The sequence below is a fragment of the Ensifer sp. ZNC0028 genome (assembly GCF_000799055.1).
Lineage (GTDB): Bacteria > Pseudomonadota > Alphaproteobacteria > Rhizobiales > Rhizobiaceae > Ensifer.
In genome coordinates this window covers 78,289-98,901 of the sequence record NZ_JTLA01000045.1, presented here as the reverse complement: position 1 = coordinate 98,901, position 20,613 = coordinate 78,289, and the positions used below count along the sequence as shown (strand labels likewise).

The 20,613-nt window shown below is 63.5% G+C and carries 18 protein-coding genes; 8 read left to right on the top strand and 10 right to left on the bottom strand.

What is annotated here, in order from left to right; genetic code table 11:
* Positions 1–129 precede the first annotated feature (129 nt).
* Complete coding sequence (gene mutS, locus L981_RS11735; RefSeq protein ID WP_043615643.1) at positions 130–2,883, bottom strand: DNA mismatch repair protein MutS; 2,754 nt, start codon at positions 2,881–2,883, stop codon at positions 130–132.
* A gap of 103 nt (positions 2,884–2,986) precedes the next feature.
* Between mutS and L981_RS11730 the strand changes: the two genes are divergently transcribed.
* Entirely contained in the window at positions 2,987–5,272 is a 2,286-nt protein-coding gene (locus L981_RS11730) for an NADP-dependent malic enzyme (RefSeq protein ID WP_043615640.1), read from the top strand.
* A gap of 349 nt (positions 5,273–5,621) precedes the next feature.
* On the opposite strand, the gene L981_RS11725 is transcribed toward L981_RS11730, so the two are convergent.
* The 5 genes from L981_RS11725 to L981_RS11705 all read right to left on the bottom strand — a co-directional run bounded on the left by L981_RS11725 (position 5,622) and on the right by L981_RS11705 (position 11,465).
* Positions 5,622–6,512, bottom strand: a complete 891-nt coding sequence (locus tag L981_RS11725; RefSeq protein WP_043615637.1) for a GNAT family N-acetyltransferase — start codon at positions 6,510–6,512, stop codon at positions 5,622–5,624.
* A gap of 121 nt (positions 6,513–6,633) precedes the next feature.
* Positions 6,634–8,910 carry an ATP-binding protein gene (locus L981_RS11720; RefSeq protein WP_043615634.1) on the bottom strand — a complete coding sequence of 759 codons (2,277 nt, stop codon included), beginning with the start codon at positions 8,908–8,910 and terminating at the stop codon, positions 6,634–6,636.
* Positions 8,911–8,965: 55 nt separating this feature from the next.
* Positions 8,966–9,457 (bottom strand): signal peptidase II, encoded by a 492-nt coding sequence (lspA, locus tag L981_RS11715; protein WP_043615632.1) that lies wholly within the window; start codon positions 9,455–9,457, stop codon positions 8,966–8,968.
* A complete protein-coding gene (locus L981_RS11710; RefSeq protein WP_043615629.1) occupies positions 9,454–10,314 on the bottom strand; it encodes an RNA methyltransferase in 861 nt (286 codons plus the stop codon). Before L981_RS11710 ends, lspA begins: the two co-directional genes overlap by 4 nt.
* Entirely contained in the window at positions 10,311–11,465 is a 1,155-nt protein-coding gene (locus L981_RS11705) for a class I SAM-dependent rRNA methyltransferase (RefSeq protein WP_043615716.1), read from the bottom strand. The genes L981_RS11710 and L981_RS11705 overlap by 4 nt, the downstream gene beginning before the upstream one ends.
* 310 nt (positions 11,466–11,775) lie before the next feature.
* On the opposite strand from L981_RS11705, the gene L981_RS11700 reads away from it, so the two are divergent.
* The gene (locus L981_RS11700; RefSeq protein WP_043615626.1) at positions 11,776–12,234 is read left to right on the top strand and encodes a carbon monoxide dehydrogenase subunit G; all 459 of its coding nucleotides are present in this window, start codon (positions 11,776–11,778) and stop codon (positions 12,232–12,234) included.
* Positions 12,235–12,294: 60 nt separating this feature from the next.
* Here the strand turns inward: L981_RS11700 and L981_RS11695 are convergent, their stop codons facing one another.
* The 3 genes from L981_RS11695 to sppA all read right to left on the bottom strand — a co-directional run bounded on the left by L981_RS11695 (position 12,295) and on the right by sppA (position 14,137).
* Positions 12,295–12,639 (bottom strand): lipopolysaccharide assembly protein LapA domain-containing protein, encoded by a 345-nt coding sequence (locus tag L981_RS11695; protein WP_034797442.1) that lies wholly within the window; start codon positions 12,637–12,639, stop codon positions 12,295–12,297.
* Positions 12,640–12,745: 106 nt separating this feature from the next.
* Positions 12,746–13,123: an integration host factor subunit beta gene (locus L981_RS11690; RefSeq protein WP_246810660.1), complete on the bottom strand. Its 378-nt coding sequence runs from the start codon at positions 13,121–13,123 to the stop codon at positions 12,746–12,748.
* Positions 13,124–13,177: 54 nt separating this feature from the next.
* Positions 13,178–14,137 (bottom strand): signal peptide peptidase SppA, encoded by a 960-nt coding sequence (gene sppA / locus L981_RS11685; protein ID WP_043615623.1) that lies wholly within the window; start codon positions 14,135–14,137, stop codon positions 13,178–13,180.
* 263 nt (positions 14,138–14,400) lie between these two features.
* Here sppA and lptC point away from each other — a divergent pair, with 263 nt between their 5' ends.
* The 6 genes from lptC (at position 14,401) to ptsN (ending at position 19,595) form a co-directional block, all read left to right on the top strand.
* A complete protein-coding gene (lptC, locus tag L981_RS11680) occupies positions 14,401–15,069 on the top strand; it encodes an LPS export ABC transporter periplasmic protein LptC (RefSeq protein WP_043615620.1) in 669 nt (222 codons plus the stop codon).
* A gap of 15 nt (positions 15,070–15,084) precedes the next feature.
* Positions 15,085–15,645: an LptA/OstA family protein gene (locus L981_RS11675; protein ID WP_043615617.1), complete on the top strand. Its 561-nt coding sequence runs from the start codon at positions 15,085–15,087 to the stop codon at positions 15,643–15,645.
* A gap of 12 nt (positions 15,646–15,657) precedes the next feature.
* Positions 15,658–16,476: an LPS export ABC transporter ATP-binding protein gene (lptB, locus tag L981_RS11670; protein ID WP_043615614.1), complete on the top strand. Its 819-nt coding sequence runs from the start codon at positions 15,658–15,660 to the stop codon at positions 16,474–16,476.
* Positions 16,477–16,622: 146 nt separating this feature from the next.
* On the top strand, positions 16,623–18,161 hold the full coding sequence (rpoN, locus tag L981_RS11665; RefSeq protein ID WP_043615612.1) for an RNA polymerase factor sigma-54: 1,539 nt from the start codon (positions 16,623–16,625) through the stop codon (positions 18,159–18,161).
* Positions 18,162–18,385: 224 nt separating this feature from the next.
* On the top strand, positions 18,386–18,958 hold the full coding sequence (gene hpf / locus L981_RS11660) for a ribosome hibernation-promoting factor, HPF/YfiA family (RefSeq protein WP_034797455.1): 573 nt from the start codon (positions 18,386–18,388) through the stop codon (positions 18,956–18,958).
* A 172-nt stretch (positions 18,959–19,130) separates the two neighbouring features.
* Entirely contained in the window at positions 19,131–19,595 is a 465-nt protein-coding gene (gene ptsN / locus L981_RS11655) for a PTS IIA-like nitrogen regulatory protein PtsN (protein WP_043615607.1), read from the top strand.
* Between the two features lie 54 nt (positions 19,596–19,649).
* Here ptsN and L981_RS11650 read toward each other — a convergent pair whose 3' ends face one another.
* Positions 19,650–20,465 carry a helix-turn-helix transcriptional regulator gene (locus tag L981_RS11650; RefSeq protein WP_043615604.1) on the bottom strand — a complete coding sequence of 272 codons (816 nt, stop codon included), beginning with the start codon at positions 20,463–20,465 and terminating at the stop codon, positions 19,650–19,652.
* Positions 20,466–20,613: the final 148 nt, after the last annotated feature.

The following is a 20,613-nucleotide window of genomic DNA, read 5'->3' as shown; positions in this document are numbered from 1 at the left end:
CAAGCGCCGCGCCCGCAAAGGCGCGCGGCGCTGTATAGCCTTTTTACCGACGGCTTGCACAGGAAAAAGGCGCGCGGCGCCTCGACCAAGGGTCGGCGGAATGCGGGCGGAAAACCGCACGCACGTTCCTCACCCCGCCTTGGCGGCGCTCACTTCCTTCTTCAGCGCATAGAGCGCATCGAGCGCCTCGCGCGGCGTCATGTCGTCGGGGTTCAGCGCCTTCAGCGCCTCGTCGACCTTGGAGTTTCCGGCGGGCTTCACCTCTTCGCGGCGGATCGCCACCTGGAACAGCGGCAGATCGTCGATCAGCTGGCTCGCCGGGTTCTTGCGGTCCGCATCCTCGAGCTTGGCGAGCACGTCCTTGGCGCGCGCCACGACCGAGGCCGGCAGACCGGCGAGACGGGCGACCTGAATGCCGTAGGAGCGGTCCGCAGCACCCGGACCGACCTCGTGCAGGAAGATCACGTCGCCGTGCCATTCCTTGACGCGCATCGTCGCATTCGAGAGACGGCCGAGCTTTTCCGAAAGCACGGTCAGCTCATGGAAGTGGGTGGCGAAGAGACCGCGGCAGCGGTTCGCCTCGTGCAGGTGCTCGACCGCCGCCCAGGCGATCGACAGGCCGTCGAAGGTAGCGGTGCCGCGGCCGATCTCGTCGAGGATGACCAGCGAGCGGTCGGTTGCCTGGTTGAGGATCGCCGCCGTCTCGACCATCTCGACCATGAAGGTCGAGCGGCCGCGCGCCAGATCGTCCGAAGCGCCGACACGGGAGAAGAGCCGGTCGACGATGCCGATATGGGCGCTCGCGGCAGGCACGAAGGTGCCCATCTGCGCCATGATCGCGATCAGCGCGTTCTGGCGCAGGAAGGTCGACTTACCGCCCATGTTCGGACCGGTGAGCAGCCAGATCGCGCCGCCCTCCTCACCCTCGGGCGGAGAGAGATCACAGCCATTGGCGACAAAGGCATTCGACGCCTGGCGCTTCAGCGCCTGCTCGACCACCGGATGGCGGCCGCCGTCGATGGCAAACATGCGCGAGCGGTCGACGGTGGGGCGGGCATAGGCCTGCTCCTCGGCGAGAACCGCAAGGCCGACGGAGACGTCGACGGTCGCAAGCGCCAGTGCCGCTGCCTTCAGCGTCTCGGCAGAAGCGACGACCTCTGCCGTCATCCGGTCGAAGGCTTGAAGCTCGATCGACAGCGCGCGGTCGGCGGCGTTGGCGACCTTGCTTTCAAGCTCGGCCAGCTCCGTCGTGGTGAAGCGCATCGCGTTCGCCATCGTCTGGCGATGGATGAAACGGGCGCGGCCGGCATCCGTGTCGGTCATCGAACCGGCATTGCCCGCCGTCACCTCGATGAAATAGCCGAGCACGTTGTTGTGCTTGATCTTCAGCGACTTGATGCCGGTCTCTTCGGAATATTGCAGCTGCAGGCCGGCGATCACCCGACGCGACTGGTCGCGCAGGCCCCGGACCTCGTCGAGCTCGGCATTGGCGCCTTCGCAGACGAAACCGCCGTCACGCTTCAGAAGCGGCAGCTCGTCGCCAAGCGTTGCGTCGAGCAGGCCGAGCAGACCGGCGGGCAGCGCATCGATTGCGGCGCGCGCTTCCTTCAGTTCGTCCGAGAGCGTGCCGGCAGCCATCAGTCGAGAAATCGAGGCAGACGCATGCAAGCCCGCCTGGATGGCGCCGAGATCGCGCGGGCCACCACGGCCGAGCGCCAGCCGCGACAGGGCACGCGGCATATCCGGCGCGCGACGCAACGCATCGCGCAGGTCGCCGGCAAAGGACGGCTGGTCCGCCAGGATCTCGATCGAATCGAGACGCTCATTGATACGGTCCGGGTCGGTCAGCGGCGACATCAGCCGCTCGGCGAGAAGCCGGGCGCCGCCGCTTGTCACGGTGCGGTCGAGCGCCTTCAAGAGCGTGCCTTCGCGTGCGCCGGACAGCGTCTTTACCAGTTCTAGATTGCCGCGGGTCGCCGGGTCGATGAAGAGCGTCGAGGCGGCACTTTCGCGCTCGGGCGTGCCGAGTGCCGGCCGTTCGGCAAGCTGGGTCTTTTCGACATAGGAGATCGCCGCAGACGCCGCCGCGAGTTCGGCGCGCGAGAAGGTGCCGAAACCGTCGAGCGTCTTGACGCCGAAATAGCGGCTGATGCGCCCTTCCGCCGTCGCGCTGTCGAACAAGACTGCCGGCTGCGGTACGGCAACGCGGCCGAGCACGTCGAAGACGGGACGTAGTTCCGGGTCGTGAAAGACCGTATCGGCCAGGATCAGTTCGCGCGGCTCGATGCGCAGGATATCTGCAAGCAGTCGGCTCTCGGCGGTCTCGGCGAGGCGGAAGATGCCGGTGGAGATGTCGATCCAGGCAAGCGCGTAGGCAGGCTCGGACCCGCTCTTGATCCGCGCCAGCGCCATCAGATAGTTGGTCTCGGACGGCGAAAGCAGTTTCTCTTCGGTGATCGTGCCCGGTGTGACCAGGCGCACGACGTCGCGGCGCACCACCGACTTGGCTCCGCGCTTCTTGGCTTCCGCCGGGTCTTCCACCTGTTCGCAGACGGCGACGCGGAAGCCGAGACCGATCAGCTTCTGCAGGTAATCATCGGCCGCATGCACCGGCACGCCGCACATCGGGATCTCCTGCCCCATATGCTGGCCACGCTTGGTGAGCGTGATGCCAAGCGCGCGCGAGGCTTCGACCGCGTCCTGGAAGAACAGCTCGTAGAAGTCGCCCATGCGGTAGAACAGCAGCGAATCCGGGTTGTTCGCCTTGATCTCGATGAACTGTTCCATCATCGGCGTCGCCGTGGAACGGCTTTCCTCGCTCGCCAATTCGGCTGCGGATAAAACCTCCCCCGCGCGGGTCGAATAGTCTGTCACGAAATTCATGATTGTCCCGAAAAAAGAGATGGCACACTATCGCCAAGGAAATATAGACGACAACCATAAAGAGGCGCGCCGCAAGGCTCGCCCACAGGAGGATTGAGGAAACATGCCGGCCACCGACAAGACCGATCGCACCATGACGAGCGTCACCGCGCAGGAAGCGCTCGATTTTCACTCGCAGGGTCGTCCCGGAAAGCTGGAGATTTCTCCCACCAAGGCGATGGCCACCCAGCGCGACCTGTCGCTCGCCTACTCGCCGGGCGTTGCAGTGCCGGTGAAGGCGATCGCCGAGGATCCCAACACCGCCTATGATTATACGACGCGCGGCAACATGGTCGCCGTCATCTCGAACGGCACCGCCATTCTCGGCCTCGGCAATCTCGGGGCGCTTGCGTCAAAGCCTGTCATGGAAGGCAAGGCCGTGCTGTTCAAGCGCTTCGCCGACGTCGATTCCATCGACCTTGAGGTCGATACCGAAAACGTCGACGAGTTCATCAATTGCGTGCGCTTCCTCGGGCCCTCCTTCGGCGGCATCAACCTTGAAGACATCAAGGCGCCGGACTGTTTCATCATCGAGCAGAAGCTGCGCGAGGTCATGGACATCCCGGTGTTCCACGACGACCAGCACGGCACCGCGATCATCGCCGCGGCGGGCCTCATCAACGCGCTGGCGCTGACCGGCCGCGACTTCAAGACGACGAAACTCGTCTGCAACGGCGCGGGTGCCGCAGCCATCGCCTGCATCGAGCTCATCAAGTCGATGGGCTTCAATCCGGAAAACGTGATCCTGTGCGATACTAAGGGCGTGATCTTCCAAGGCCGCACCGAGGGCATGAACCAGTGGAAGTCGGCCCATGCGGTCAAGACCGACCGCCGCACGCTCGCCGAAGCGATGGACGGCGCCGACGTGGTCTTCGGTCTTTCGGCCAAGGGCGCGCTGTCGGAGGACATGGTGCGCTCGATGGCGCCGCGGCCGATCATCTTCGCCATGGCCAATCCGGACCCGGAAATCACGCCTGAGGAAGTCGCCCGTATCCGCGACGACGCGATCGTGGCCACCGGCCGTTCGGACTATCCGAACCAGGTCAACAACGTGCTCGGCTTCCCCTACATCTTCCGCGGTGCACTGGACGTGCGCGCAACGACCATCAACGACGAGATGAAGATCGCCGCTGCCGAGGCGCTCGCCAGCCTTGCCAAGGAAGACGTTCCCGACGATGTCGCCGCCGCCTACCAGGGCAACCGGCCCCGCTTCGGCCCGCAATACATCATCCCGGTCCCCTTCGACCCGCGGCTGATCTCGGCGATCCCGATGGCGGTCGCCAAGGCGGCGATGGAAAGCGGCGTCGCCCGCAAACCGATCACGGATCTCGAAGCCTATGGCCGCCAGCTTTCCGCCCGCCGCGACCCGATCGCCTCGACGCTGCAGCGCATCTACGAGCGCGTCCGGCGCCAGCCGAAGCGCATCGTCTTTGCCGAAGGCGAAGAGGTGCAGGTCATGCGCTCGGCCATCGCCTATGCCAACCAGCAGCTTGGCACCGCCATCCTGCTCGGCCGCGAGGAACGCATGCGCGAGACGGCGGAACGCGAAGGCATCGACCTCGACCGCCCCGGTATCCAGATCGTCAATGCGCGTCTTTCCAAGCGTGTCGGCGCCTATACGGACTATCTCTATGCCCGCCTGCAGCGGAAGGGCTTCCTCTTCCGCGACGCCCAGCGTCTGATCAACAACGACCGTAACCACTTCGCCGCCTGCATGGTGGCGCTCGGTGACGCCGACGGCATGGTGACGGGTCTCACCCGCAACTATTCGACGGCACTCGAAGACGTGCGCCGCTGCATCGACCCGAAGCCCGGCCACCGCGTCATCGGCGTCTCGATCGCGCTCTGCCGCGGCCGCACCGTGCTCGTCGCCGACACGGCGGTTCACGACATGCCCTCTTCGGAGGAGCTTGCCGATATCGCCGAGGAAGCAGCCGGCCTCGCCAAGCGTCTCGGCTACGTGCCGCGCGTGGCGATGCTTGCCTATTCCACCTTCGGTCATCCCCAGGGCGAGCGTTCCGAGCGGGTGCGCGAGGCGGTCAACATCCTCGACAAGCGTCGCGTCGATTTCGAGTATGACGGCGAAATGGCCGCCGACGTGGCGCTCAATCCGAAGGTGATGGAGCAATACCCGTTCTGCCGCCTATCGGGCACGGCCAACGTGCTCGTCATGCCGGCGTTCCACTCGGCATCGATCTCGACCAAGATGCTGCAGGAACTCGGCGGCTCGACGGTGATCGGTCCGCTGCTCGTCGGCTTCGACAAGTCGATCCAGATCGTCTCGATGTCGGCCAAGGATTCCGACATCGTCAATATGGCGGCGATCGCGGCCTATAACGCCGGCATGTAGGACCGGTATTGCCGGTCCGGCGGCTGCTCCATTTCGGTGCAGCCGTCTCCGTTCGGGTCAACGCGCGACCCCGATTGGTAGCAATTCGAAACAACTATAAAGAAGAAAAGCCCGCTTTCCGAAAAGGAGGCGGGCTTAATAACATGTAATGCATTTATGTTTAAGGTAATGAAAGACGGAGTCTTGGGAACCCTATGCCTGCCAACCTCCGGAAGATCGGCAGTTTCTCCATTTATTTTCTCTATTCGTTCGTCATGAAACTAGAGAAGAACATGACAATACATGTCTCTCTTTCGACCCTGAAAGTCAAACCCATCATTAATAATTGGTTAACCCCACCGCGACCCGGTCAGGAGGCGGCGCCACCGAAACGTCCGGCATCTGCGCCGTAGTAGTTGAGGTAGCGGCCCGAGATGTTGCTGATCGGCAAAACGATCAGAACGTCGGTGGTGCGGAACGCATGATCGACCACCGCGCCGTCGCCGACCATGGCGCCGAGCCGCATATAGCCCTTGATCAAGGGCGGCAGAGCGGCAAGCGCCTTCTTGGCATTGATCGCCTCGGCCGGCATCAGATCCATCGTCCGGTGCAGCTCGGGCCGTGCGCTGACGGCCCAGTCGTCGCGGGCGCGGATATTGTGGTGCAGGAAGGACAGCGCCAGCGCATGCTCGGCCGGAACGACCCCCGGGAACGAGCCGCAGCCGAACATCGCGTCCATGCCGTATTTGAGCGCATAGGCCCAATTGCCCTGCCACAGGAGTTCGACCGTGCGCTTGGTCCGGTAGTCCGGCAGGACGCAGGAGCGGCCGAGCTCCATGAAGCGCTTGGTCGGATGACGGGCGAGAAGCGCATCGATCGCGAATTCGGAAGACGAGTAGAAGCCGCCCGAGCGCTCAGCCACATCCTGGCGCAGCAACCGGTATGTCCCGACGATCTGATCCTCGGCGTCGCCTTCGATCGAGGTATCGAGAACCAAAAGGTGGTCGCAGATCGCGTCCCAGCTGTCGACGTCGCGCTTGCGCCGATCGGCCTCGGGGCCGACCTGCGCCTTCATCTCCTCGACGAAAACCTTGTAACGCACGGCCTGAGCGGCATCGATTTCCGACGCCGTGCGGGCGAGCCGCGTCTCGAGATTGGCGATCCTGCCGAGAACGTCGGACGCCGGAGCGGCGGCTTTCTTGCCGATGCAAGCCTGAGAAGTGTCAACCACGTTCGCCGAATCCAGTAGCTCGATGGCCATCCGCGTAATCCCGAATCAAATCTGTCTGCGGGGGCTTAGACCACGTTTCTGCAACAACATAGTGACATGAACATTGCGTACAACCCCCGCTGTCCGATCAATACCGTAACCACCGCAAGAGTTACCGTTTGCGCAACAGACGCGCGATCTCGGCGGTCAGCACCTGTGGTTCCACGGGCTTGGCGAGCACGACATCGGCACCGGCGGCAAGCAGGCGGTCGCGCATGTCCTCGCGGATATCCGACGTCAGAACGATCACCGGCAGCCGCGCCAACGCGCGCGACGCCTCGTCCGCGCGTATCTGCCGCATCATGGAAAGCCCGTCGCCACCCGGCATGTTGAGGTCGGTGACGAGAAGCTCCGGCGATGTGTTTCCGGCGGGCGCCCGCAGCGTCTCGGCGACCCCCGCGAAGTCGCTGACCAGTTGCACCGCATGTCCCGAGCGCTGCAGCAGGGTGCGGATGATCAGTGCGTTGATCGGATCGTCCTCGGCCAGCAGGATGCCGTGTCCCGGCCGACGGTCGGGTTCGATGACCGGCTCTTCGCGCAGGACCGGCCTGTTGTCGTTGATCGCGTCGCGCTTTTCGATGCCCTTCAGGCGGCCGAGCAGCACTTCGACCAGCGACTTTTCGCGCAAGGGCCGGATCAGCCAGGCCTCGTAGCCATCCATCTGGTTGACGGGGTGGCTGTTGCGCTCCTCCGGATTGATCAGATAGGTGCGGCGAACCTCCAGCCGCCCGATGGCCGGCTGCAGCGCCAGTAGCTGCTCGTACTGCTGTGCGTGCCGGTGATCGACGATCACGTCGGTGAGCGCCGCGCCGCCTGCCTGCACGTCGGCGAGAACATGCTGGGCTGCGGCAAGCGTCGTTGCGCGGTGGCAGCGCCCGCCAAGCGTCGCGATGGTTGCGGCCAGCGCCGCCGAGGCCGGGCCATCAGGGGCCATGACCAGCACATGCGATCCGGCAAGGGTCGAGCGGCGCTCCGGCGCGATCGCCTCGACCTCTGCAAGCGGCATGCGGATTTCGAAGCGGCTGCCGCGGCCGGGCGCGCTTGCGGCCGTGAGGCTGCCGCCGCAGGCCTGCATGATGCGCCTGGATATGGCGAGGCCGAGACCGGTGCCCTTGGCGCGCTGTTCGTCATTGCCGGCCTGCTCGAACTCCTCGAAGATTCGCTTCAGATCGTCGGGCGACATGCCCGGACCCGTATCGTCGATGCGGATCCGCACGCAGTCCTCGATCGTGTCGGCGCTGACGAAGACGCCGCCGACCTCCGTAAATTTGACCGCGTTGCCGATGACGTTGAAAAGCACCTGGCGCAGACGCGCCGCGTCGAAAGCCATCAGCGCGGGGACGTCGACGGAAACGGTGGCGCCGATCTCGATGCCCTTCTCGTGGGCGCGGTTGGAGAGCATTTCCACGACGCTCTCGATCACGCCGCGCGGATCCTGCCGGCTCGGGCGAAACTGGAAGCGACCGGCCGAAAGCGACGAAAAGTCGATCAGGTCTTCGACGAGCTGGACCAGCGCGTGGCCGGATTGCTGCATTCCGGCGAGATAGTTCTTCTGCTCGCTCGACAGGCGGGTCTGGCCGAGCAGGTGGCTCATGCCGAGAATGCCCGAAAGCGGCGTGCGGATTTCATGGCTGACGGTGGCGAGCAGTCGCGACTTTGCCTGGCTCGCCTCTTCAGCCCGCCGGCGCGCCGCCTCGCGCTCGCGCGCCGCCCGCGCTTCCTCGGTCACGTCGCGTGCAATGCTGTGGCGCATCAGCTTGCCGCTCGCCGGATCGCGGGCGATCACGTCATGCCAATCGAAAAGGCGGATGCCCTCGGCAGCGGCGATGCGCACAAGGTAATGATTGGGCGCGGCCTTCGGCTCGAAGCTCAGGCCAAGGGCACCGCAGGCCATGCCCCGGACATCCGACCGGCCGCAGATCTGATGGAAGACGGCATTGGCGTGGACAATCTTTCCGTCCATGCCGCGCATGATCGCAAGGTCGCCCAGCGCATCGTGAATGGTCGAAAGCAGCGCCGAGGTTTCGGAGCGGTGCCAATCCTTGTCTCGCTCCGCCTCATCGGAAACCGGCACGCTGTCAAACGCGCGGATGGCTTCGACGGCGAGCAGAAGCGCACCGACCACGCCGGCCGCAGCAATCGCCGCGGCAAACAGGTGGAAACCGGCAGTCATGCCGACGACGAGGATAAGGCCGGAAGCGACCAGGCCGAGCAGCGCCAGGGATGCATAATTAAGCGCAGAGCGCGCACCGGAAGCGGGCTGCGCCGACACCTCACGGGACGGCGGCCCATCGAGCGGAAGCGCCGAAACCGACGCAGCGCTACCCGCCCGGGCATCTCTCCCGAAGCCGGTTTCGATCCGCTCTAGCAGTCGTGACGGTTCGCTCATGCGTTCCGGCTAACACGACAGGCGTTCCGAATGGCTTCAAGGCTTCGATAAAATCTTACCGATCCGCCTTTTTCGCGTGTAGTAACTCGTCAAGGATGATCGCCCCTGCGCCGATGGTGATGAAGGTATCGGCCAGATTGAAGACGGCGAAGGACCACGTCTCCGTATAGAACAGGATGTAATCGATGACGTAGCCGAAGATCACACGGTCGACGAGGTTGCCAAGCGCCCCGGCGATGATCAGCGCGTAGCCGAAATGGGCGAAGAACCGGTCCTTCGGCGTGCGCTTCCACAGCCAGAGCACGAAGGCGCACACGGTGAGCCGCATGCCGACGATGAACCAGCCTTCCATGCCCGACAGCATCGAGAAGGCGACACCGTAGTTGTAGGTGCGGTAGAGCGCCAGCATCGGCACCACATGGACCGCCTGGTTGAATGGCAGGTAAAGCTCGACCAGATACTTGATCACCTGATCGGCGATGAGCGCGAGGACGATAAAGACCGCGATCGGCAGCGGCCGCGAAAACAGCACCTGCTTCTCGCTCATGCACGGGCATCCAGGGTCAGAAGGTGACGGCGCGCCTCGAACAGCATGATGCCGGTGGCAATCGCCAGATTGAGCGAGTCCGCACGGCCGGCCTGCGGGATGCGGGCAAGCGCACCGGCCTCGCGGGCGAGTTCCTCCGGCAGACCCGACTGCTCGTTGCCCATCAAAAGCACGACCGGCTTGGTCTTGTAGTCAATGGTGCGATAGTCGACGGCGCCGGCGAGATGGGTCGCGACGACCTTCACGCCGGCGGATTTCTGCCAGCGGATGAAATCCTCGACGCTGGCGCGCGCCACCGGCATCGCAAAGACCGAGCCCATCGTCGCGCGCACGGTTTCGAGCGAAAACGGATCGGTGGTCTCGCCGACGAGAATGACGCCGGAGGCACCGGCGGCATCGGCCGTGCGGATGACGGTGCCGAGGTTGCCGGGATCGCGGACACGGTCGAGCGCCACATAGGTTTCGCCGAGCTGCGGCTTCAGGTCCTTCAGCGACTGATAACGCTGCTCGAAGATGCCGACGACCATCTGCGGGTTGTCGCGCCGGGTGATCGTCGACAGCACCTTCTCGCTGACTTCCAGCACCAGCCCGCCCTTGGCAAAGGTCTTTGCCGCCACCTGTTCGACATGCGGCTTGCCCTTGGCGGCCTTGGCATAGATCAGCGTCTTGATCTTCCAGCCGAGGTCGAGCGCGTCGATCACCAGTTTCAGGCCTTCGGCCATGAAGGAGCGCGTCTCGTCGCGGTGCTTCTTCTGCGTCAGCGCGCGAATGTCCTTGATGATCGGGTTGGTGAGGCTCGTGACCTCCTTCACCTGACCGACACGACCGGTGCCGTGCTCGCTTCTGTCGTTCGTCATTGCGGTACCCAGCGGCTGAAGAGTGAAGTCGAAAGCGCCCTGCCCGGCTCGCGGCCGTCAAGCCCGCCTTCGCGGATGATGAGTTCGCCCGACTCCACCCGGCCGCCGCGGCCGCGCATCGTCTCGCGCATCAGTTCATGGATCGAGTAGAAGCTCGCCCGGATCGAATAGGCCGTCAGCACCAGGCCGCGCGCCTCCGGCGACAGGATCTCGCGGCAGATGTCGAGCATCGCGGCCAGGTGGTCGAAAAGCTGCCAGACCTCGCCGTTCGGCCCGCGGCCGAACTTCGGCGGGTCGGTCAAGATGATGTCGTAGCGGCTGCCGCGGCGTTCCTCGCGCTGGATGAACTTCATCGCATCGTCGCAGATCCAGCGGATCGGCAGGTTTTCGGCCCGCGCCAGCTGCTGGTTCTCGCGCGCCCAGCCGATCGCCTTCTTCGAGGCGTCGACATGGGTGACCTCGGCGCCGGCCCTGGCGGCGATCAGCGAGGCAACGCCAGTGTAGCCGAAGAGGTTCAGAACCTTCAGCGGCCGTCCGGCCGCCTCGACCTGCTCCTTCACCCAGCTCCAGTGCGCGAGCTGTTCGGGGAAGACGCCGACATGGCGGAACGAGGTGAAACGGCCATGGAACTCCGTATTGAGAAGCTGCATCGGCCAGGTCTCGCCGAGCACGGCGCCGGGAAAGCGCCAGCGGCCCATGCCGTCTTCGTCAGTGTCGCCGGTGAAGATCGCGTCGGCCTTCTCCCAGACGCTGTCGGGCAGGTTGCGCGGCCAGAGCGCCTGTGCCTCGGGGCGAACGATGCGGTAGGGACCGTACTGTTCCAGCTTCTCCCCGGCACCGCTGTCGATCAGGTGGTAGCCGGAAGCGTCGGACGTTTCAAGAATGAGCGGTATGCGCTCGGCCGGCTTTTCGCCCGTTCGCCGCGCGATCACCCGCGCCGGCGTTTCCTGCACAGGCGCATGCTTTGCTGGCTTCTCGCGCGTTTCCGCCGTTTGCGCTGTCGCCGGTCGCGCCGGCCGCTCCTTGAAGCCGCCGCCCTTTGGCGGTGCCGACCGCTTCTCTGCGTGGCGGCCGCCGCCACGCGCTTCGGCACCACGGCCCTTGGCCGTCGTCACGGAGGCATTCTTCGACCGCCGGTCCTTTTCCTTCACGCTGAAATCCCTGGGCTTTGTTGGTGCATGGGCCGCCTGCCTGTGCAGTATCCGGGACGAGCCGGCGGACGCCATGAGGTTTGTCGCCGCAGCCTGAAGCCGCGGCATCTCTTGAAGCTGCAAATAGCATCGCTGATGCTCTTGGCAAAGCCGTTTCCGTTTTGCGAAGATCAAGGCGCAAGAACCCGCTGCGAATTTCCATGGGCCGGAACCGGCTTCGCGACAAAATTCCGCGGCAGGTCTAATGTGTCGGAGCGATGTTTGCGCGCCGATATCGGGCGCCTGGCGCCGCCACGGGGGAGGAAAACGCATGGACATGACCGGCGAAGAACGGATTGCGGCTGGGCGCGACGCGGTGTGGCGCGGCCTCAACGACCCGGAAATCCTCAAACGATGCATCCCCGGATGCCAGTCGCTGGAAATGACGTCGCCGACCGAGCTTGCGGCCGTGGTGAAGATCAAGATCGGCCCGGTCTCGGCCTCCTTCACCGGCAATGTCGTGCTCTCCAACCTCAATCCGCCAGAGAGCTATACGATCTCGGGCGAAGGCAAGGGCGGCATCGCCGGCTTTGCCAAGGGCGGCGCCGATGTCGCCCTGACCGAGGACGGGGAGGAAACGGTGCTGCGTTACGACGTCAAGGCAGAGATCGGTGGGAAGCTCGCGCAGCTCGGCTCGCGTCTGATCGACTCGACCGCCAAGAAACTGGCGCAGCAATTCTTCGCCGATTTTAGCGCCGCCGTCGGCGGCCCGGCGGAAGCTGCGAGCTGAAAACGCAACGCGGCCGAGTGGGCATCTCGTCTCGGCCTTCGCAGGCTTGTGAGCTTCTGATCAGTTCTGCGGCGCTGCCAGCGTCGCCTGGGTTGCGAGCTTTTCCGCCTGGCTGCGGTGTTTCTCCGCCTCGCGGTGCCACTTCACTGCTTCGTTGGCCTCGTTGCGCGCGCGCCGCCGGTACTTGCCCTGGCTGAACCAGGTCGCGGCGGCACCGAGAATGACGCCGACGATGACCGCAAGGAACAGGAAGACGAAGAACGGCGCGCTCACCGAAAGCACGCTGTCTTCCGGCCGGAAGGGGTTCAGTGCCAGCGTCACGCTCTGGCGGTTGGCCACGCTGAGCACAATCAGGATGATGGCGACCGGTACAAGAACAACGATGTTGATCAGTTTCTTGAACATTCAATCGCTCCATTTCGCCGACGCCCACACTCTTTGCCGGACACTTGTCGGCAACGGGCCTCGTTTACAGGGGTCGTTGGGGGTCTCTGTAGACCGCCAAGGATAATCAATCCTCGTCGTCGCCGTTCATACCCGGGTTGAGCCGCTCGCGCAGCTCCTTGCCGGTCTTGAAGAACGGCACCCATTTCTCCTCGACGAAAACGGAATCGCCGGTACGCGGGTTGCGCCCGGACCGCGAGGGCCGGTTCTTGACCGAGAAGGCGCCGAAGCCACGCAGTTCGACCCGGTTGCCTGCGGCGAGCGCGTCGGTGATCTCATCGAGGACCGCGTTGACGATATTTTCGACGTCGCGGTGGTAGAGATGCGGATTGCGAGCTGCAACAATCTGCACCAGTTCTGACTTGATCACTGTCGCCCCCTCAAATTCTTGTTTGTTTTGCTTTTTCGGTCTGCATTGTGATTTCCGCAAGGCGGTGCGCGGCATTTGCAAAATCACCGACATCGCTCGACGGCTCAGGCTGGGTATATGTCGCCTTGCTCATTGGCCATCAACCTGCCAAACCGAAACAAGACCGTCAAGAAACAACTTGTCGCCTGCAACTTTTTCGAGCCCGCTCATTGCCGGAAAAGCGTCATATCCCAACATCTTGATCCAGTTGCCGACCAGCGCGCCGAGGCCAAAAGGCAGGGTCTTGCGGGGGGCTTCCCAATCGACGATCGGCAGGTCCTTCGACACCTTTTTCTCGGTGAGGAAGGCGCGAATTTCGTCCTCGCCGCCAAGCTTGTCGACGAGCTTGGCCTTCAGCGCCTGGCGACCGGTGAAAATGCGTCCATCGGCGAGCAGCAACGCATCGGGACGCGATAACTTGCGGCGCTCGGCAACCAGGTCGACGAACCAGGCGTAGCTGTCGTCGATCATCGATTGGATCATGGCCTTCGCCTCGTCGCTGGCCGGATGGAAGGGCGAAGGTTCCGCCTTTAGCGGCCGCGACTTGATCGATTCCAGGGAGACGCCGAGCTTGTCCATCAGCTCCTTGACCTGCGGATACTGGAAGATGACGCCGATGGAGCCGGTGATCGAGCTTTCGCCGGCAACGATCGTATCGCCGCCGAGCGCGATCATGTAGCCCGCCGAAGCGGCAAGCGTGCGCACGTCGGAAACGACCGGTTTCTTGGCGGCGACCTTGCGGATCGCCTTATAGATGACCTCGCCACCATAGGTGGTGCCACCCGGCGACGAAATGGTCACGACCAGCGCCTTGACGCTGTCGTTGTCGGCAATCTTCTGCAGGCGCTCGAGCAGCTCGCGGTCATCCTGGATCAGGCCGGTGATCGCGACACGCGCCACATGCTGTCTGTTGTGGCCGACGTCGTCGGCAGCACCGGACCAAGCAAAGATCGCGAGCGCGACGAGGAGAAGCAGGCCCGCCACCACAAAGCGCCAGAAGCTCAACTTCCGGCGCAGGCTGCGGCGATCGGCGATGGCGAGTTCGTCCATGTGGGTTTCTCCCGATTTGTTGGCGCTGCTTCTGTCAGTTTCCGCGGGAACGTGCTATCTGCGCGCGAAGAGGCATATTCCATAAACGCGCTTGGTCACGGTTGAAAGCCGCGGCAGGCGTTTTTGCGCCTTACCCGAGTTTTTTTGCGGCGCCATTGTGCGACAGCAAAAAATATCCATATTTGCGACGACTTACACCAATGTATGTAAATGACCCCTTCGCCGGGTCAGCGACAAAAGCAGTAGAACCGACAGGCCTTTTCATGTTGAACCACGCGCCAGCCCCGGGCATCTTTGCCGATACGGGTGCGAGCTCCGCCGACGCCTACGCGCTCGCCGCGCGGCATTCCGCGCGCGTGCGTCGCCTGAAGATCATCCTGCCGATCATCGCCGGCGTCATCGCCGTCATTTTTGCCGCCGTCTCCTTCGTGCGCGCCTTCATGCCCGTCGACCTGCAGATCGAGACCGCGACGATCGAGGACGGCAAGATCGTCATGAAGAACCCGGCGATCTCCGGCCGCAACAAGCAGGGCATCAGCTATTCGATGAAGGCCCAGCGGGCACTCCAGGATATCGCCAACCCCGACATCATCACGCTGCAGACGATCCACGCGGAAATGCCGATGAAGGATTCGATGATGGCAACCGTCGACGCCACCAACGGCATCTACGATCGCGGCGCCAATACGCTCGACATGAACGCCCCGTTCACCATTTCCGTCAATAATGGCATCAACGCCGACTTCCAGTCGGCTTATCTGGACATCAATGCCGGCGAGATGGAAACGAAGCAGCCCGTTGCGATCAGCATGAAGGGTGGTTCGATCATTGCGCAGACGCTGCGAATGACGGATAAGGGACGTATTGTAATTTTCGAGGGCATGGTGAGGGTGAACGTCGAGCCCACCGCCATCCGCAAAAACGCGAAATAGGACCCGGTGCACTCCATGTCGGTCACAACCGCATCATTTTTCAAGATTTCCGCCAGCCTGGCCATTGCCGGAGCCGGCGCTTTGATTATTGCCTCCGGCGCTTTTGCGCAGGCCACGTCGAGCAAGATGAAGGGCCTTGAGTTGTCCAACGACAAGCCGATCCAGATCGAGAGCGACAAGCTCGAAATCAAGGACCCGGAAAGCAAGGCGATCTTCAGCGGCAACGTCAAGGTCGTGCAGGGCACGACGACGCTGCAGGCGGGCAACATGGTCGTCTTCTACAAGTCCGGCGGCGGCTCGGTTTCGAGCGGCGACGCCGACATCGACCGTATCGAGGTCAGCAACAAGGTTTTCCTGAGCTCCGGGACCCAGCAGGCGACGGCCGACACCGGCTCGTTCGACATGACCAAGCAGGTCTTCGCTCTCAAGGGCGACAAGGTCGTCCTCTCGGAAGGCAAGAACGTCTTCGTCGGCTGCCAGCTCAACGTCCAGATGGAAACCGGCGAGGCCCAGCTCGAAGCCTGCGGCGGCCGCGTGCAGATCCAGCTCGACCCGAAGTCCCGCAAGACGAACTGACGTAGACCGCTCGTGCAACTTCCCTTCCTCCACAAGCGCAAACGGGTCCGCAAGCCGTCGGCGACCGCTGCGGTCGCCTCCGGCCATGCGGTCGACAAGGCGCGCTATGACGGCACCCTGATCGCCCGTGGGCTGACCAAGGCCTATCGCGAGCGCCGGGTCGTCAACGGCGTGTCGCTCGTGGTGCGGCGCGGCGAAGCCGTAGGCCTGCTCGGGCCGAACGGCGCCGGCAAGACCACCTGCTTCTACATGATCACCGGCCTCGTCCCCGTCGACGAGGGCTCGATCGAGATCAACGGCAACGACGTAACGACCATGCCGATGTATCGGCGCGCACGCCTTGGCGTCGGCTACCTGCCGCAGGAAGCGTCGATCTTCCGCGGACTGACGGTCGAGGAGAACATCCGCGCCGTGCTCGAGGTCCACGACAAGAACCTGGAGCGGCGCGAGAGCAAGCTCAACGACCTGCTCGGCGAGTTCAACATCACGCATCTGCGCAAGTCGCCGGCGATCGCGCTTTCCGGTGGCGAACGCCGCCGTCTCGAAATCGCCCGCGCGCTCGCGACCGACCCGACCTTCATGCTGCTCGACGAGCCCTTTGCCGGCGTCGACCCGATCTCGGTCGCCGACATCCAGGCACTTGTCCGGCATCTGACCTCGCGCGGCATCGGCGTGCTGATCACCGACCACAACGTCCGCGAGACGCTCGGCCTCATCGATCGCGCCTACATTATTCATGCCGGCGAAGTGCTGACGCATGGTCGCGCCAACGACATCGTCACCAATCCTGACGTGCGCCGGCTCTATCTCGGCGACAATTTCAGCCTCTGAGACCGCCTCGCGGGCGATTCCGCCCGCGATCGCGCTTGACCAAACCTTTCCGATAAGCAATTTTTGGGCCAATTAAGAAAAGGGCCCGATCGGCGACCGGAGAAGCACCGCGGCCCCTGGAGATTTCTCGGGAGTTTCGCGTCAGCATGGCCCTGTCCGCCAGCCTTCATCTGCGCCAGTCCCAGTCCCTGGTGATGACGCCACAACTCATGCAGTCGATCCAGCTGCTGCAGATGACGCATCTTGAACTCAACCAGTTCATCGCCCAGGAAGTCGAAAAGAACCCGCTGCTCGAATTTCAGGCAAATGACGATCAGCTCACCCCGGAGCGGGGCGAGATGGCCGGCGGCGACGAGAGTGGCGGAAACGACGACGGCGGCGGCCAGGCGGATCTCTATGACAGCGCCACATCGCAAAGCGGCGAGCGGCTCGACGACCAGCTCGATGCCGATTTCGCCAATGTCTTCCAGGACGACACGGCGCCGCAGCGCGCCGACGCGCCGGAATTGCTTGGCCAGTGGAAATCGATGCCCGGCGGCGGCGAGGGCGAAGACTACGATCTCGACGATTTCGTCGCCGGCCGCAAGAGTCTGCGCGAAACGCTTCTGGAGCAATTGCCCTTCGCGCTGCCGACGCCGTCAGACCGACTGATCGCACAGCACCTCATCGACCAGCTGGACGACGCCGGCTACCTGCAGGCGGACCTCGGCGAGGTCGGCGAACGGCTGGGTGCCGCGCATGGCGATGTCGTCAGGGTACTGCTGACGCTGCAGCAGTTCGATCCGCCGGGCGTCTTTGCCCGTTCGCTCGGCGAATGTCTTGCCATCCAGCTGCGCGCCCGCGACCGGCTCGATCCGGCGATGGAGGCGCTGCTTGCCAATCTCGAACTTTTGGCGCGGCGGGATTTCGCGACGCTCAAGAAGATCTGCGGCGTCGACGAGGAAGACCTGATCGACATGCTGGCGGAAATCCGCAAGCTCGACCCGAAGCCGGGCACCAGCTTCGAGACCAGCGTCAGCGAGGCCATCGTGCCCGATATCGTCGTGCGGGCAGCGCCCGACGGCTCGTGGCTGGTCGAGCTCAATCCGGATGCTTTGCCGCGCGTTCTGGTCAACCAGGACTACTTCGCTTCGGTTTCGCGCGGCACGCAGAAAAACAGCGCCGACCAGGCCTTCCTCAACGAATGCCTGCAGAATGCCAACTGGCTGACGCGCAGCCTCGACCAGCGCGCCCGCACGATCATGAAGGTCGCGACGGAAATCGTGCGCCAGCAGGACGCCTTTCTCGCCAACGGCATCGGGCATCTCAGGCCGCTGAACCTCAAGACCGTGGCCGACGCCATCAAGATGCATGAATCGACCGTCAGCCGCGTCACCTCGAACAAGTACATGCTGACGCCGCGCGGGCTGTTCGAACTCAAATATTTCTTCACCGTCTCGATCGGCTCGGCCGAAGGCGGCGACAGCCATTCGGCGGAATCCGTGCGCCACAAGATCCGCACGCTGATCCAGGAGGAGAGCACCGAGGCCGTGCTTTCCGACGACGACATCGTCGACATCCTCAAGAAGGCCGGCATCGATATCGCGCGGCGCACGGTCGCCAAATACCGGGAGGCGATGAACATCCCCTCCTCCGTGCAGCGCCGGCGGGAGAAGCGCGCGCTCGCCAAGGCCTCCGGTTTCTGAGCCCCGAACGTTAAGGCGCATTAACTTTTTTGCGACCTTCGATTGACTCTCTCCGACACAGGCGATATGAGCCCGCCGCAATTGCCGGGGACATGCTCGCCCCGGAGGCGACCGGTGCGACCGGTGGCTGCGACAGAGGCGCGCTCGCAAGTCTGAAAGGCTTGGATGACGGGACCGCTTGGAATAGACTGGCTACGCAAATCACGAACGAGAGAGGAAACTCCATGAGTGTGCGTGTATCCGGTAAACAGATGGAAATCGGCGATTCGTTCCGCGCCCGCATTGGCGAGCAGATCGAGCAGGCCGTTACCAAATATTTCGACGGAGGATATTCAAGCCAGGTCACTGTGGAAAAATCCGGGCCGCGCTTTAGCGCCGACTGCAAGCTTCATCTCGATACGGGCGTGGTAATGCAGGCGAATGGCCAGGCGAACGATCCACAGGCAGCCTTCGACGCGGCGTCGGACCGCATCGAAAAGCGCCTGCGTCGCTACAAGCGCAAGCTGAAGGATCATCACAACGGCAACGGACAGAACGCTGCCGAAGTGGCCTACACAGTGATGGATTCGGTGCCCTTCGAGGATGACGAAGTCCCCGAGGATTACGCACCGACAATCGTCGCCGAGAGCTCGAAACAGTTGAGGACGATGTCTGTCGCCAGCGCCGTGATGGCGCTCGACATGACCGACGAACCCGTCCTGATGTTCCGCACTCCCGGCAAGGCTGAGTTGAATATCGTCTACAGACGCAACGATGGAAATATTGGCTGGATCGACGCTGCCAATATCAAAGCATGAGCGAAAAAGAGGGATGCCGGCATGCCGGCGTCCCTCTCCCGCAACTCAGCGGCCAGGCCGGAAAATGTGACTTTTCTGTGCATGGAACCCGCCATGACAAAGATGGTTAGAGCCATTGCGACGCATTTATGATGATGTTGTCCGGCTCTAACCGGCGAACGAGGACAAAAGAATGGCATTGGCAGGTCTACTGCATCAAAATGCGATCATCCCGGCCATGAGGGCCAACTCGAAAAAACAGCTCCTTCAGGAATTGGCGGCAAAAGCTTCTAAGATTACCGGGCTTCCGGAGCGTGAAATCTTCGACGTGATCCTGCAGCGCGAGCGCCTCGGTTCCACCGGCGTCGGCAACGGTATCGCCATCCCGCACGGCAAGCTCAACAACCTTCCCTCGATCATCGGCATCTTCGCGCGTCTCGACACGCCGGTCGATTTCGAGGCGCTCGACGACCAGCCGGTCGATCTCGTGTTCCTGCTGCTTGCTCCGGAAGGCGCCGGCGCGGACCACCTCAAGGCCCTGTCGCGCATCGCCCGCGTGCTTCGCGACCAGGACATGGTCGCCAAGATCCGCTCGAGCGATTCCGCCAGCGCGATCTACACGCTGCTCGACGACGACGCGACCTCGCACGCGGCCTGAGCTTGAACAACGGGGCGCATCCTGCAGGATGCGCACAGTCGCCCGAACCTTGCGTCAATAGAGCTGACGCCCGTTCAAATGATCAATGAAAATCCGGAACAGTGCACCCTGGCTCGAAATGCCGAGCCGGCGATAGATGTTCTTGCGGTGGATGCGCACCGTCCCTTCGGCAATGTTCATCACCTTGCCGATCGACAGGTTGCTGTGGCCCCTGAGGATCAGGCGCACGATGTTGCGCTGCTGCTTGGTCAGCCGATCTGAACACAGGCTCTCGAACGCCGCTTCCATCGCGTCGTCGTCGCCCTCCTCGGAAGGCGGCGGCGCGACCGTCTGGCCCCGCTGGCGCCAGTTCGACCGGATGGCCTCGCGCACGATCGGCTCGTAGACGCGCAGCCGGGCCAATTCGGTCTCGCTGAAAGGCTCGCCGCCGCGGCCGCGCATCAACGAGTAGGTCGCCTGCAGGCCGCCGTCGAGCGGGACGACGAAGCCCACCTCCTCGACGAGAACGCCGGATTCCATCGACACGCAAGGATGCACTTCCGCCGACGACGAAAAGTCGGACTGGAAGAACTGGTCCGGCGCAAGCTCGCGCATCCGCCAGAGCCCGGCCGGCTGGCCGGCGCAACAGGCGACATAGAAGGGATCGAGCAGATAGGCGCCGCCGAGATAGGCGGAAAGCGCACTTGCCGACACCTTGGCCGTATAGCCGTCATGCAGGACGATCGGCCTGGCATCGTAGGGGTAGGCAAACACGACCGAGAGATCAAAGCCGGTGACCGACCGGAGCATCCGGTCCAGCGCCCGACCGAAATCCTCGGTGCCGATCAGGCCGATCATCGCCGAGATATCGGCGGACTCGCTTGCGAGCATTCCCTTGTCATCCCCCAACCCTACGTATCCCCCATGGGATATCGACAGCCCCTCACTCGTCAACAATAATTCCCGGGGAGTGAGAAACCGGATCCATCGCGGGTCGTCATTGGCGACCGTTGCGAAGGACGCCCAAGGGGAGGATGAC

Coding starts and splice junctions, on each gene's coding strand:
- mutS (WP_043615643.1), bottom strand. CDS start 2,883: ATGAATTTCGTGACAGACTATTCGACCCGCGCGGGGGAGGTTTTATCC.
- L981_RS11730 (WP_043615640.1), top strand. CDS start 2,987: ATGCCGGCCACCGACAAGACCGATCGCACCATGACGAGCGTCACCGCG.
- L981_RS11725 (WP_043615637.1), bottom strand. CDS start 6,512: ATGGCCATCGAGCTACTGGATTCGGCGAACGTGGTTGACACTTCTCAG.
- L981_RS11720 (WP_043615634.1), bottom strand. CDS start 8,910: ATGAGCGAACCGTCACGACTGCTAGAGCGGATCGAAACCGGCTTCGGG.
- lspA (WP_043615632.1), bottom strand. CDS start 9,457: ATGAGCGAGAAGCAGGTGCTGTTTTCGCGGCCGCTGCCGATCGCGGTC.
- L981_RS11710 (WP_043615629.1), bottom strand. CDS start 10,314: ATGACGAACGACAGAAGCGAGCACGGCACCGGTCGTGTCGGTCAGGTG.
- L981_RS11700 (WP_043615626.1), top strand. CDS start 11,776: ATGGACATGACCGGCGAAGAACGGATTGCGGCTGGGCGCGACGCGGTG.
- L981_RS11695 (WP_034797442.1), bottom strand. CDS start 12,639: ATGTTCAAGAAACTGATCAACATCGTTGTTCTTGTACCGGTCGCCATC.
- L981_RS11690 (WP_246810660.1), bottom strand. CDS start 13,123: ATGCCGCGCACCGCCTTGCGGAAATCACAATGCAGACCGAAAAAGCAA.
- sppA (WP_043615623.1), bottom strand. CDS start 14,137: ATGGACGAACTCGCCATCGCCGATCGCCGCAGCCTGCGCCGGAAGTTG.
- lptC (WP_043615620.1), top strand. CDS start 14,401: ATGTTGAACCACGCGCCAGCCCCGGGCATCTTTGCCGATACGGGTGCG.
- L981_RS11675 (WP_043615617.1), top strand. CDS start 15,085: ATGTCGGTCACAACCGCATCATTTTTCAAGATTTCCGCCAGCCTGGCC.
- rpoN (WP_043615612.1), top strand. CDS start 16,623: ATGGCCCTGTCCGCCAGCCTTCATCTGCGCCAGTCCCAGTCCCTGGTG.
- hpf (WP_034797455.1), top strand. CDS start 18,386: ATGAGTGTGCGTGTATCCGGTAAACAGATGGAAATCGGCGATTCGTTC.
- ptsN (WP_043615607.1), top strand. CDS start 19,131: ATGGCATTGGCAGGTCTACTGCATCAAAATGCGATCATCCCGGCCATG.
- L981_RS11650 (WP_043615604.1), bottom strand. CDS start 20,465: ATGCTCGCAAGCGAGTCCGCCGATATCTCGGCGATGATCGGCCTGATC.